The 13714-nt window shown below is 42.5% G+C and carries 9 protein-coding genes; 4 read left to right on the top strand and 5 right to left on the bottom strand.

Annotated features, from left to right (window positions below):
- Positions 1–61: 61 nt before the first annotated feature.
- From H6G86_RS01455 to H6G86_RS01440, 4 genes are all read right to left on the bottom strand, one after another.
- Positions 62–568, bottom strand: coding sequence for a hypothetical protein (locus H6G86_RS01455; RefSeq protein WP_012407394.1), 507 nt, complete (start codon positions 566–568; stop codon positions 62–64).
- A 301-nt stretch (positions 569–869) separates the two neighbouring features.
- Complete coding sequence (locus H6G86_RS01450; protein WP_190932781.1) at positions 870–2420, bottom strand: bifunctional aminoglycoside phosphotransferase/ATP-binding protein; 1551 nt, start codon at positions 2418–2420, stop codon at positions 870–872.
- A gap of 101 nt (positions 2421–2521) precedes the next feature.
- A complete protein-coding gene (locus H6G86_RS01445; protein WP_190932780.1) occupies positions 2522–3121 on the bottom strand; it encodes a 50S ribosomal protein L25/general stress protein Ctc in 600 nt (199 codons plus the stop codon).
- Positions 3122–3218: 97 nt separating this feature from the next.
- Complete coding sequence (locus tag H6G86_RS01440) at positions 3219–4562, bottom strand: adenylosuccinate synthase (RefSeq protein WP_185585551.1); 1344 nt, start codon at positions 4560–4562, stop codon at positions 3219–3221.
- A gap of 604 nt (positions 4563–5166) precedes the next feature.
- Here H6G86_RS01440 and H6G86_RS01435 point away from each other — a divergent pair.
- Entirely contained in the window at positions 5167–7335 is a 2169-nt protein-coding gene (locus tag H6G86_RS01435) for a PAS domain S-box protein (protein ID WP_190932779.1), read from the top strand.
- A gap of 97 nt (positions 7336–7432) precedes the next feature.
- A complete protein-coding gene (locus H6G86_RS01430) occupies positions 7433–8311 on the top strand; it encodes a phosphodiester glycosidase family protein (protein WP_190932778.1) in 879 nt (292 codons plus the stop codon).
- Between the two features lie 221 nt (positions 8312–8532).
- Here H6G86_RS01430 and H6G86_RS01425 read toward each other — a convergent pair whose 3' ends face one another.
- Positions 8533–10833, bottom strand: a complete 2301-nt coding sequence (locus tag H6G86_RS01425) for a glycoside hydrolase family 10-like protein (RefSeq protein WP_199338119.1) — start codon at positions 10831–10833, stop codon at positions 8533–8535.
- Positions 10834–11267: 434 nt separating this feature from the next.
- On the opposite strand from H6G86_RS01425, the gene H6G86_RS01420 reads away from it, so the two are divergent.
- Both H6G86_RS01420 and H6G86_RS01415 read left to right on the top strand, forming a co-directional pair.
- Positions 11268–12794: a DUF1565 domain-containing protein gene (locus H6G86_RS01420; protein WP_190932912.1), complete on the top strand. Its 1527-nt coding sequence runs from the start codon at positions 11268–11270 to the stop codon at positions 12792–12794.
- Positions 12795–12923: 129 nt separating this feature from the next.
- Positions 12924–13694, top strand: a complete 771-nt coding sequence (locus H6G86_RS01415) for a hypothetical protein (RefSeq protein ID WP_190932777.1) — start codon at positions 12924–12926, stop codon at positions 13692–13694.
- Positions 13695–13714 lie beyond the last annotated feature (20 nt).

Raw genomic sequence — 13714 nt, 5'->3', positions numbered from 1 at the left:
ATTCTCAATTCCCAATTCCCAATGCCCAATTCCCAATTCCCCATGCCCAATTCCCAAATTACTACCTTTCCCAAAACTTGAAATTGATACTACTTCCAGGAGCGCGACGGTAACGGCGGGTGTTTCTTCTTGTTTGCCGTTTGTTGATTCTGTCGTTTGTTGGTTCAACTTCGCCCTCTTCTAATTCTTCAACTTGCAACTGAGTTCTAGTTTCTTCCTTACTTCCCCACCAAGCAGTAATCCAGCCTCCAGCTAAAGCGCCTATTCCACCCAGTAAAATACTCGTGGGTGCTGGATACCCCAAATATACAAAGCCAAGCATGAAAAATAACCAGTATTTTAGTCCTGTATCAACACCATCAGAGGAGGCTACATTTGGTGCCTGCGGGCTGTTATCGGTTACATTGGTGATCCAACTGAGGATGAAACCGCCCATGATTCCTAAGAAGATGCTTAGGGCTGGTGCGGAGCCGGTCATTATTAATATAAATGTTAAAAATGCCCCAAATAACAACTGAGAAAAGAAGCTGGGAGAAATACTCAAAAAGTCGTTCTTTTTGTCTGCCATATAGTAAAAAAAGGCTATCAACTAGATACCAATTCGTAGTTCGTAATTTTCGATTCAATTACGAATTACGTTAGCATAGCGCTAGCAAGTCCGCGACCTCTATTACGAAGCAAGCTACGCATAGCCTCTGTCTGCGACACGCTGCGCGAACGTAAGTAGGTCGGCGAAATTAAAGCTAACTGGCTAAGGCTGTCATTTGTCCCTTGTCATTGGTCATTAGTAAGGGTTTTAAGCCTATTTACGTTTCGTAATATACTTAGTTCTTTTTCACGCCAACTTACTTAGAGAGCATCATTACGAATTACGAATTACGAATTACGAATTCTTTTAATTGTGCCTCTTGTGATTGAGTTGTATCCAAAATCTTTACGTAGGCTTGCTCTTGTTCAGTGAAAGGTTCAGCTTGTTTAATTTGTGAGGCTAATAAATCGGCGGTAGCATCAGCAATATCACCAGTGCGGTTGTTCAGACGCTCTTTTAGAACTTCTAGCGGTGCTGTGCATTGGATAATCTGAAGGGGAATTTCGTGTTTTGTAGCTTGAGCGATCGCTTCTTGCCGCAAATGCTGTCTATCATACTTGGCATCCAAAATCACTGAAAAACCTTGTTTAGCCAGGATAATGCCCAATTCCAGCAGCCTTGTGTAGGTTTTCTCAGTCATCTCAGGCGTATACAAATCATCGCCACCTTTTTCCCACAGGGGAATTCCGCCTAAATGTTTCCGCACCGCATCAGAACGCAGGTGAATCGCTCCCTGTTGACGAGCTAAATGCCTTGCTGTGGTACTTTTACCAGAACCCGACAATCCCGACATCAAAATTAGCTCTCCAACCTTTGGTTGAGTGTACTCCCAAGCCTGTTTGTAATACTCACTGGCGGTCTTTGTCGCCTCTTCCTTTACCGCCGCGGGTACACCTGGATCATCTAGCAAAAATGATGTCACCTTAGCCCTGACATAAGCCTGACGACTTAAATATAAAGGTAGCACTTGTAAACCTTCCCAGTCTCCAGTTTGCTCTATGTAGGCATTCAAAAACGCATTACCTAAGTCTTTGCGTTGCCGCGCTTCCAAATCCATCACCGTGAACGCCACATCATACATCACATCGACAAAGCGAAACGGCTCGTTAAACTCAATACAATCAAACAGTAAGATTTTGTCGTTCCACAGGGCAATATTTCTCAGGTGTAAATCCCCGTGGCACTCACGAATATAATTGTTGTGAATTCTGCTAGCAAATAATTCTGAACGTTCTGCAAAAAACTTATCTGTATATTGCTTTGTTTCTGTAAATTGTTTCTGAGTCTGGGGGCCACCAATATAATTCTCAGTTTGCTGATAATTCTCATCAAAGGCAGCGCGGACTTTTAGCACTTCACCAAAACTGCGAATGTAATCATTCGTCTGTGCTTCGGCATGATATTGAGCTACTACCCGTCCCAACTCATCTAGGCGTGTCTCATCTAACTTACCCTGGTCAAAAAGCGTACTCAATAGCGACTCTTGAGGAAACTGCCGCATTTTCAGCACGTATTCTACAGCCTCAGCAGTTCCCCCTAACTGGTATTGCTCCCCTACCAAAGCTATAGGCAAAACTTCTAAATATAGTTCACCAGCACCCCTCTGATTTAACCGCAACTCTTCGTGACAAAAATGCTGCCGCTTCTCTAAGGTGGAAAAGTCCAAAAAGCCAAAATTCACAGGTTTTTTCAGCTTATAAGCGTAATCCCCAGTCAGCAGCACATAAGAAACGTGAGTTTGAATTAGTTCAATGGGTTCTGTTACTGCATGGGGATAAAATCCAGGCTGCAACATTTGCTGAATTAAGACTGGAAGAGTCGCTTCTGTCATTTATATTCCTCTGCGCTCTCTGCGCCTCTGCGGTTCAAATACAAAAAAACCAGGAGTTTTCCCCCTGGTATCATCAGAAATTATTACATAGTTTACTTAGCTTAAGAAGCTGTTTCAGTTTCTGTTCCAGCATCTTCAGCACTAATTTGTGGTGGCAAAACGCTCACAACAAGTCGCTCCGATTCAGCTAGAGGTGTTACACCTTCAGGAAAAGGTATATCACTAATACTCAAACTGTCTCCAATTTGCAGGTTAGTGACATCGATTTCAATTACATCTGGGATGTTTTCTGGCGCACAACTTACTTGCAATTCGGTGATTACGGTGTCTAACACACCACCCTCTTGTTTAACACCAACAGCAGTTCCCACAAAACGCAGGCGCACTTCTACAGTAGTATCGCCGTGACCAGCAACCGCGAAAAAGCTGAGGTGGTAGGGTGTACCTTTTGCTGGATGGATCTGAAGTTCCCGCAATAGAGCTTTGCCGCGCCAAGGTGCATCAGCAATGTTTAATTCAATTAAGGTATTGTTGACTGAAACTCTTTTGAGCAAACGTTCAACAGTTTTAGCCTCAATGGTCAAAGAAATGGACTCTGTACCCTTATGACCATACAAATTGGCAGGTATCAATCCAGAACGGCGCAAAGCTCTTGGCTTGCTGCCTTCTGGACGTTTTAGAGATTCGACTGTAATAGCCATAGAAGTTGTCCTTTGTCAGTTGTCAGTTGTCATTTGTCATTTGTCATTTGTCAGTTGTCATTTGCTAATGACCAATGACTAATGACCAATGACTAATTTACGCACTTAGCAAGGTAGCAGGTGTGCCGTCAGCCTGCAATAAAGCGCGTTTGGGCCCGTGGATGGGGTCTTCTACGATTATTGTTTGATCGCGGCTTGCTCCTAGTGAGACGATCGCGATCGGGACTTCCATTAATTCAGCGAGGAATTTTAGATAGTCCAGTGCTTGCTGTGGCAAGTCTTCCAGGGTGCGGCATTCGGTTGTTGACACTTTCCACCCTGGTAAGGTTTTGTAGATAGGGCGACATCTAGCAAATTGACGAGAACTTGTGGGGAAGTGTTCGCTACGTTGACCATCTATGTCATAAGCTACACAAACTTGAATTTCCTCTAATTCATCGAGGACATCCAGTTTGGTCAGCGCCATACAATCCATGCCGTTAATCCGCACAGCATAGCGACCAATGACCGCATCAAACCAGCCACAGCGCCGTTTGCGTCCGGTGGTTGTGCCAAATTCTGCACCGCGATCGCACAACAATTCTCCTAACTCTCCATCCAATTCCGTGGGAAATGGCCCCTCTCCCACCCGCGTTGTGTAGGCTTTCGACACGCCAATTACCCGGTCAATCATTGTCGGCCCTACCCCTGTACCAACGCAAGCCCCCCCAGCAACAGGATTAGAGGAGGTGACATAAGGATAAGTTCCATGATCTAAGTCAAGGAGCGTACCTTGTGCGCCTTCAAACAAAATATTGCGCCGTCGCTGAATCGCATCGTATATCTTTAACGATGTATCAATAACGTAAGGGCGCAAGCGTTCCGCATATCCTAAATACTGCTCAATAATCTCTTGTGGATCTAGAGGCGGCAAGTTGTAAAGCTTTTCTAAAATGACGTTTTTATAATTAATCGTCCACTCTAACTGCTCACGTAGCTCATCCGGGTTCATCAAGTCTAAAACTCGGATGCCTGTACGTTCAGATTTATCAGCATAAGTCGGCCCAATGCCCCGACCTGTTGTGCCGATCTTATGGCTTCCCCGTCGTTCTTCAGATGCCTGGTCAATCAACCGATGATAAGGCATCGTTACGTGGGCTGTCTCAGATATCAGCAGGTGGTCAGTGGAAATATTTAGTTCTTTTAGTTGGTCGAGTTCTGCAATCAAAATCTGTGGATCGATTACTGTTCCACAGCCGATAATGCAATCGGTATTTGGATACAAAATACCAGAGGGAATCAAGTGTAGTTTAAAGGTCTGACCTTTAACTACAATCGTGTGTCCAGCATTGACACCCCCTTGGTAACGTACCACAACATCTGCGGAACGACTGAGTAAGTCAGTTATTTTACCTTTTCCTTCATCGCCCCATTGGGCACCTATGACAATGACGTTAGCCAAGAGCTTATATTAAGAAGTAAAGTTTCCACAAACTATAATTATTAACATATTGATTGAATCATGTCAAGCATATTGCAGAATAACTTTAGCTGGTTTCAATGATAGGAATTATGCAAAACTACGCACAGTATGGGCAATTCATGAATTGCCCATACCGAAAATCAAGGTTTGGGCTATTTTTGCGTAAATCCTTACTATAGATAAGGGCAATACCATGCGGGAAGCCGCTTCTCTACGAGACGCTCCGCGAATGCGTCTAGATGAATTGCCCCCTACCTACGGATAATTGGGGGTTAATTACAATGCCAAACATAGAATAGAGACGTTGCATCACAACATCTCTACAAATGTTATAGATAGGCAACTTATCCGAATCCAAACTGCATTGGTAACATTACTGCTCAAAATGAATTTATATTAAAAACTAGCGGATTTATTTCTGAGTATTATGTATAAATCATCATCCCAAAAAATCCAGATATTTACAGCTATAAAAGATTGTAATTTCTTACCTGTGTTATTAAAATCCTAAAATATTCTCAGTATTTGTTTTTAATGTTTAATTTTAACTGATGGAGGGCATCTGCGGCAGAAAGGGCATCGCATGATCAAAAAATGGTATAGAGTTCAAAAGCTAAAAGCAATATTCGTCTTAGCATTGTCAGTTGTATTTACTAATGCTGTAGTCTCTTATAGCAATACTGTTAAGCTAATTCACAATCAGCAATGGGTGACATCCTCTTATGAAGTTATTACCCAAGTTGAAAGTATCCAATCTCTCCTCAAAGATACTGAAACTGCACAACGTAATTATCTAATTACAGCAGATGCAGATGATCTAAAAACTTATGTTGCAGCTTATCAACAAACTAATCGCAACATTCAGATTCTTAGTAAATTAACTGCCGACAACCATCAAAAGCAGCAATGGATTTCTTTATTGGAGCCGAAAATTACCAGTAGGCTCAACATTCTGCAACAAGAGATTTATCTCAGACAAAACCAGGGATTTGAAGCAGTTCGGCAGCGAATATTATCTGATAAAGATAACCAAAGCAGCAAAGAAATTCAACAGCTGATTCACGACTCTTTAGAGGTAGAGCAAAAATTATTACAGCGGGGAATGCAGCAGTCGCAAGCAAATTCCCAAAAGGCGATAGTCACATTTTTTATCGCTGCGATTGTGGATTTGGTGCTGGTGGCACTGCTGTATGATTTGTTATGGCGTTATATCAGGCAACTTCAGCAGACAGAACTGGCCCTACGCCAAAGCGAAAATCGTTTACGAGCCATGATAGATGCAGAACCAGAATGTATTAAGTTGATTGCTAGGGATGGCACCCTTTTAGAAATTAATGCAGAAGGATTGGCAATGATGGAAGTAGAAAGTCCTGATGTATTGATTGGTAAACCAATTAATGCCGTAATTGTGCCAGAGTATAGAGCAGCTTTTGCCGACTTGCATAAAAGTATCTGCCAAGGTAACAAGGGGACTTTGGAGTTTGAAATTGTCGGATTTAAAGGTACTCATCGCTACATGGAAACTTATGCTGTACCACTGCGTAACGAATCTGATGGTACCTTCATTCATTTGGCACTGATGCGAGATATAACCCAGCAAAAACAGGCCCAACAGAAAATCCGTGAACAAGGATTGCTGCTGGATGTATCAACTGAGGGGATTTTGGTACGAAATATCTACAACCAAATATTGTTTTGGAATCAAGGTGCTGAACGTCTTTACGGCTGGAAGTCTGAGGAAGTTGTGGGTAAGAATGTTTTGCAACTTTTGTATAAAGGTATTTCACCACAGCTAGAAGATGCTTACTTGAAGGTGATGAATACAGGTGAGTGGCGGGGTGAGTTGCATCAACTGACAAAGGAAGGTAAAGTAATTATCGTTGAAAGTCGGTGGATACTGATCCGAGATGATCATGGACAAACTAAGTCCATTTTGAGTGTGAACACCGAGATTACGCAGCAGAAACAACTAGAAGCTCAACTTCTGCGATCGCAACGTTTGGAGAGTATTGGTACCTTAGCTGGCGGTATTGTCCACGATCTCAACAATATACTATCCCCAATTTTAATGTCAGTTCAACTATTGCAGAAGAAATTGCCCGATTCGCAGAGTCAGCAAATACTGCAAACTTTAGAAAATAATGTGAAACGCGGCGCTAATTTGCTCAAGCAAGTATTGTCTTTTGCACGGGGTATTGAAGGCAAACGGACAATTGTGCAAATTCAGCCTTTGATGGCAGAAATTGAGCAAATTATCGCTCAAACATTCCCCAAATCGATTATCTGTCAGGCAGATATCCCTAAAAATCTGTGGTACGTTCGTGGAGACATAACTCAAATACATCAGGTGCTGATAAATTTAGTAGTTAATGCTCGCGATGCCATGCCCAATGGCGGTAGATTGAGGATTGCAGCAGAAAATCTGGTGATTGGTGAACATTCTGCCCAGATCAATATTGATGCTAAAGTGGGTTCTTATGTTGCGATCGTGGTGACAGATACTGGAATGGGGATGTCCTCGGAAGTCCAGCAACGGATTTTTGAACCGTTTTTTACCACTAAAGAGATAGGCAAAGGTACAGGTTTAGGACTTTCTACGGCGTTGGGTATCATTAAGAATCACGGTGGTTTTGTCAATGTTTACAGTCAGATAGGTAGAGGAACTCAATTTACAGTGTACTTGCCTGCCTCAACATTTAGAGACACATCTTTGCTATCTCCAGAATTGGAATCAGTTATAGGAGATGGCTAACTGATTCATTATCTAATTCAAGTTAATCACTTATTTTTCAGCTTAAAGTATTTCAACTAAATTAACTTTTTTGAGCTAACCGCAAGTGAGTTTAAATGTGAGGAAAATCAAACTACTGGCTTTGATATTAATTAGTTTGGCAATGGTGTTGTGGTTTAATTTACATTCATCAACACCATCAATATCAACTGTTGCATCTTCACCACCAAAAAGTATCCGCTATTTCGAGCGCACTTTGCCCCAAGGCATCGCTCACATTTTGTTGATTCCAGCTAATAGCAAATTTTTGGTAACTCCTGCAATATCACAAAAGGTAGCCACAGTAGAAGAATTTGCCCAAAAGCATCGAGCCGTAGCTATCTTGAACGCAGGCTTTTTTGACCCAGCCAACCAAAAAACTACATCTTATGTTGTCATACAAGGAAAGGTGGTGGCTGACCCCAAGGAAAACGATCGCCTGGTGAACAATCCAAACTTAAAATCTTACCTAGGTCAAATTTTCAATCGCACAGAATTTCGCCGTTACTCATGTGGACAGAATATTCGCTATGATATTGCGCTGCACAGTGCGTCACAGCCAGTCGGTTGTCAGTTAGTGGATGCCATAGGCGCAGGGCCAAGCCTATTACCAGAACTCACTTTAGAAAAAGAAGGTTTTGTGGATAATACCAATAAACGAGATGCACTTGGCAGCAACCAACCCAACGCCAGAACTGCCGTTGGTATTACTCGTGATGGTAGCGTTGTTTTAGTTATGGTGGCGCAAAAACTCTCTGCTCCTGCTAATAATGGGATATCCTTACCAGCACTAGCTAATTTTATGAAAACTCTTGGTGCTGATAAAGCGATGAATCTGGATGGAGGGAGTTCGTCTTCGCTTTATTACAATGGCAAAACCTTTTATGGGAAGGTTGATTTGGAGGGAAATTCTATCAAGCGTCCCGTGAAGTCAGTTTTGCTGGTTCAGGAAGACTAGTGGTCTGTTTCATTAATTTTGAGAGATAAGAGAACGAACCGCAAAGAACGCATAGACACGTTCGCGCAGCGTCTCGTAGAGAAGTGGCTTCCCGAAGGGTAGAGCGCAAAGGAAGAAGGAAAGAAAAGAAAAGAAATTGAAATTTGATTCAGCTATCAGAATTAATGCGATAGACCACTAGTTTTGAACATTAGGTGAGGGAACAAATTTTTACTTTCATCTTACCTCCGACTGCGAAAACCTTGTCTTCCGTTAACTTGGTCAAAGAGGACATCGTATTTATCAAAAAAGGCGATGCCAGTATTTACAAATGTAGGAAGTTCTGATTGTGGCGAAATATTTAAATTCCAGCGATTAAATCCGTCGCGGGTTCCTGGTGTCAAGCTGTAATCAAAAATGCCATTAATTGCTACTTTTACAGCATTCCCTGAACGTAATACGCCTGGTTTGAGCTTACCTGCTGTAGAAGCTGACTTGAATTCAGTCAAACCATTAATAGTTCCCGTATCAGTAATCATTTTGCCGTTACAAAGATTTTTAGCAGCACTTCCAGCAATAGTTAAACAAACTTTGCTCAATTGAGAGTCCCATCTGTTACCGGGTACACCATTAATTTCACTTTGTTTACTCCAAGGAGCCATTTTGAAACCTGCTTGATTACCAGCAGTTAAACCGAGAATTAGGCTGCCATTATTGTTATTACCACCATTTCCCGTAATAATAAATCCGTTACTCAAATTGCCTGGTAATTTTCTCAACGGATTATAGGGAAGTGACTTTTCAAAATAGTTGACACCGATAATACCGGAAAATGGCACACCATTTTTTGCTGAACAATTAGGCTTTTGGGCAGTACATTGACGACTGGTAACAACCTGTACCGGAACGGGTTCTGCGGCGGGAAGCAAACCAAAGCGGATGTTAGTATAAACTAATTCTCCTTCCAGGATAGTCCCATCATTTAATACCTCCTTGATATTTTGTCCCGTTCTGCGGATAGGAGCATTACCTAAAAACTCTTTGGGAACTCGCAACCCTGCTGAACCTGTATCTAATAAGATACGTCTTGGTTGACCATTTGCGATCGCCATTTCCAAAAAATAGCCGCGAACACGTTGACCAAGGGAAGGTTTTGTGTATAAAGGTAAGGATATGGTATCAAAACTTGGCTGGCGGGGTATATTTTGCGAGATATCGCGTAACGCTGGGTTTGGGAAAAGAGCTGCAAATGCTGACTGGCGTTGCGCTGCTGGTTCAGGTGCGATATCCCAAAGGCTTTCGTAGTAGAAAAAGCCAATACCTAAACCGCGTTGTTGCGCTGCTTCTACTTGGGGTTGGATTTGTGACATGGAAACTGGGCGATTTCGTAACCCCGCTAAAATACCGATACCAGTTGGGATAATTTTTTGAGTTTCTAAAATGTCTGGGCGGGTAATTTGACTGATAAAACTTGCCAAATCATTACGGTACACCTGCATAACTAACTCATCGACAATACCCAACCGTACCCAGTTGAGCCAGTCTTGCAGTTGCACTTTATAGGCGTATTCTGAATCAACAGGAGAAACTGAGAAAATAGCGTTCGGTTTTAGAGCTTTCACGGTTTGGTAGAGGTTCACCATGAATGCAGTGATTTTATCTGCCCGCCATCTTTTCCATGCTTGGGCTTGGGGATTAGGTGGAGGAGGATTACCAGTTTCTTGAGTATATAGACTAATTGTGTATTTATCGTAACCAAAATCCACAGGCAAACTCGTATGGTCGTCAAATTGAACGCCATCAGCATCGTATTTAGTAATGACTTCCATCACGAGTTCGGTAAGCAACTTTTGCACTTCGGGGTGAAAAGGATTCAACCACGCTACTTCACCCGCAGCACTAATTGAAGTTTGAGTCCCATCCCGCTTTTGTGTCAGCCAATCTGGATGCTGGGATGCAAGTTCTGAAGTTAAGGGAACCATGAAACCAAATTCAAGCCAAGGTATTGCTAGTAATCCTTCTCTGCGGGCTTGGCTGATAATGTCTGCAATTACATCTTGTCCATCTGTTCCCTTGAAGAAGAATGGAATACCCATTTTTTGCATGATGGCGCTGGGGTAATGTGTATAGCCATCGTTCCACACCACTGGATAAACAGTGTTAAAGTTTAACTTTCGTAGTTGGCTCATGGCTGCTTGCACCTTAGAGCGATTTCGAAAAACGCTAAAATCGTTACCACTGAGCCACACCCCCCGAATTTCTTGACGAGGTTGAGGAGGCAGTTGGGCAATAGCAGGGGCAAAGCTGTTGAGTAGGAATACAGTAACGAATGATATCAAAAATAATAATGGCAGCAGACGCTTCCTGAAAAGCCACCAACCTTGATGAATAAAAGGCGATGTCTGGCGACTAGCCGCAGCTCTATCAGATGCTTTACGTAACTTGCTGCGGCATAAAAGTAAACATCTACGCACGGGGTTTAATAGTAAGTTGGTTAGAGTCGCATTAATTTCTATGCTTTTTTCCCAAAACTGAGTTGTCATTACTTCTGGTTACTAATTGCTTAAATTTCATTCCATATAAATGTTAAATTGCTACACCAGGAAAACTGATACAGTAATTTAGCTGCAAGACGCTTGACGCAGTTATAGAGTTAGTAGTGCCTAGTAGTTCGCCAAGTGAACTTAGCGGGGTAAAGGGTAAAGGGAAGGGGGAAAGGTTTTAAATCCGTTACCCCTTAACCCTTCCCCTTTACCCAGCCATCACGCAGCATTTTTGGATTGGCAATACCAAAGACCGAGATGAGAACTCGGAATGTTGCATAAGAGTCTATAACTTGTGTGTACAGATTATCTGCTTGCAAGAAAAAGTAACGTGGATATATTTTCTATACACAGTCATACTACTTTGAAAAAGTTTGCTACAAGTAGTGTTATTTATGATTGTCATAATTAAAACAATTGACTCTCAACTATCAATGGTGAACTCTACCCTCGTCGTCACAATCTATATCAACCCTATGACAGGGAATGATACCAATACTGGTTCACGGTTGAGTCCGTTTAAAAGCCTCACCCGTGCCTTAAAAATAACCAAAATCCTGACGATAATTCATCTTGAACCGGGGACTTACAGCACTGCTAATGGTGAGGTGTTCCCACTGATTATCCCTGAAGAGACAACAGTGATGGGCAACGAAGCAAACAAAGGTGCAGAGATTGTAATTTCCGGGAGTGGCGAGTATGAAAGTCCCAGCTTTGGGATACAAAATATTACGCTGCTCTTACTAGATGATGCCAGTCTTTTAGGTGTAACTGTCACTAATCCCTCAGCAAAAGGTACTGGTATTTGGATTGAATCGGCTGCACCTACTTTAGCGAATAATACTTTGAGGGACTGTGGGCGGGAAGGTGTGTTTGTCACTGGCACTGCCAAACCCGAAATTTTAGATAACATATTTGTGCAAAATACTGCTAGCGGGTTGGTGATAGCAGGTCATAGCCAGGGAAAAGTACTGCGGAATTTATTTGAAAGAAACCCTTTAGGTATAGCAATTAGTGACTTTGCTACTCCGACGATCGCAAATAACAAATTATCAGAAAATCGCACCGCGATCGCACTTTCTCGCAACGCCCAACCTGTGCTGCGTCAAAATCTCATTACTAAAAATACCCAAGGTGGTCTGTTAGTCAATGGCAATGCAATTCCTGACTTAGGCAATATCCAAGATTCTGCTGATAATATTTTTCGTGATAATAGTGAATTTGATTTGTATAATGCTACTAAACAAAAGCTAATTTCCGTAGGTAATGATTTGAATCCTTCTCTAATCAAGGGATTGGCAGAATTGATCCCAGCCAATCTAGTAGCGGTTAGCACAAATATCTCTGAGGCTCCAGCACCATCTCAAAAACTCCCCGCGCCTGTTCAACTAGATGCACATTGGGCAGAACCATTTATCCAAGCATTAGTAAGCATGGATTTAACTCATCGTTTTGCCGATGGTAGCTACCAGCCAGATAAACCCATGACTCGCGCCCAGTACGCATCTCTGGTAGCGATCGCCTTTAACCCATTTCCCAAAATCTCTGCTCCCAATTTTACGGATGTACCCAAGGATTTTTGGGCTTATAGCGCTATCCAAGTGGCGGCTAGTGGTGGCTTTGTTAGCGGATTTAGCGATCGCACTTTTCGCCCCAATCAACACGTCCAACGCCTACAGGTGATTGTCTCCCTAGTAAACGGACTGGGACTAGCAGCTGTTGATAGCGATATTTTAGAAGTATATAGTGATCGGGATACCATTCCCGACTACGCCCGAAAAGCCGTAGCCACTGCTACACAACAAAAAATCATCGTTAATTACCCAGATCCCCAACTACTTGCACCTTTACGTCTGGCAACACGCGCCGAAGTTGCAGCAATGGTTTATCAAGCATTAGTTGCCATTGGGCGAACATCTGCGATTAAATCATTCTATGTAGGGTTGCATTCTAGAAGTTGACAAGTAGAATAGGAAACACTGCTTATCTGCTTTGTACTCTTGGAAAAAAACCATGTAGTTAAAAGCACGCTAGGCTAATATGCGATGGGTGAAGAATCTTAAGACCTATTGCCGAAAGCTAATAGCCCCATGTTAACAACACTTCCAGATACTTCTGCCAACTTGGCGATCGCTTTATTAATTAATTATAGTTTTGATCTCAGTGGCTATAGTGCCAATGAGCTAGTTGAACGTTGGCAAACGCAATACCCACTGAATTGGCTACACCTGGCAGTAATTGAGGCACTATATCAAGGCCGTTATAAAGCAGTTTCGGTGCAGCAAATTTTAGTATTTTGGCAGCGCCGGGATCAGGCTACATATCATTTCAATATGGAATTTGAACGGATGATTTGTAGCAAATTTCCCCAAAGTTTAACCTCATCGCCTGCTCCAAGCCTACCGCTAGCCAAGAAAAACCCCATTGTAGAGAGAGTCACGAGTCCTCAATTACCACCTGCGAAGATTCGTAATGGCTATCAAAAAAGCAATACTGCAACTCTACAACTGAAAAGTTACGAGCAAAAAACATCTTTAGATGAAGAAGTCAAGGAGGAAGCTAGGGACAATAAAACTGTTCTCAAGTCTCCCCTTTCTGGAAAATTTGCTTCTTCGGCAACCCTTCAGCTATCGTCTGCTGTTAGCCAAAGGCAAACTTTACAAGAAAGTCCACCGCCTCTCCCATCACCAAGCCATTCTCAAAGACAGCCAAAACTGCTGCCGCCTGCTGCTATTCATGCCCCGATTGGGCAATTTACCCCAGAAAAAAGCGATCGCTCTGAGTCTTTTACATCTAAGCTCAAAGCGATGTCTAGCGAACCAAATCCGCCAGATGGGAGAATAGGGGAGCAGGGGAAGTAGGGGAAGCATTAATGACAAAT

The organism is Nostoc sp. FACHB-133, from assembly GCF_014698055.1.
GTDB lineage: Bacteria > Cyanobacteriota > Cyanobacteriia > Cyanobacteriales > Nostocaceae > Nostoc.
Note: the sequence above shows the minus strand (reverse complement) of the source record. Positions and strands in the feature narration are given on the sequence as shown.

Bases quoted from the DNA above. Each gene is read 5' to 3' on its own strand.
- H6G86_RS01455 (WP_012407394.1), bottom strand. From the start codon at position 568: ATGGCAGACAAAAAGAACGACTTTTTGAGTATTTCTCCCAGCTTCTTT.
- H6G86_RS01450 (WP_190932781.1), bottom strand. From the start codon at position 2,420: ATGACAGAAGCGACTCTTCCAGTCTTAATTCAGCAAATGTTGCAGCCT.
- H6G86_RS01445 (WP_190932780.1), bottom strand. From the start codon at position 3,121: ATGGCTATTACAGTCGAATCTCTAAAACGTCCAGAAGGCAGCAAGCCA.
- H6G86_RS01435 (WP_190932779.1), top strand. From the start codon at position 5,167: ATGATCAAAAAATGGTATAGAGTTCAAAAGCTAAAAGCAATATTCGTC.
- H6G86_RS01425 (WP_199338119.1), bottom strand. From the start codon at position 10,833: ATGACAACTCAGTTTTGGGAAAAAAGCATAGAAATTAATGCGACTCTA.
- H6G86_RS01420 (WP_190932912.1), top strand. From the start codon at position 11,268: ATGGTGAACTCTACCCTCGTCGTCACAATCTATATCAACCCTATGACA.
- H6G86_RS01415 (WP_190932777.1), top strand. From the start codon at position 12,924: ATGTTAACAACACTTCCAGATACTTCTGCCAACTTGGCGATCGCTTTA.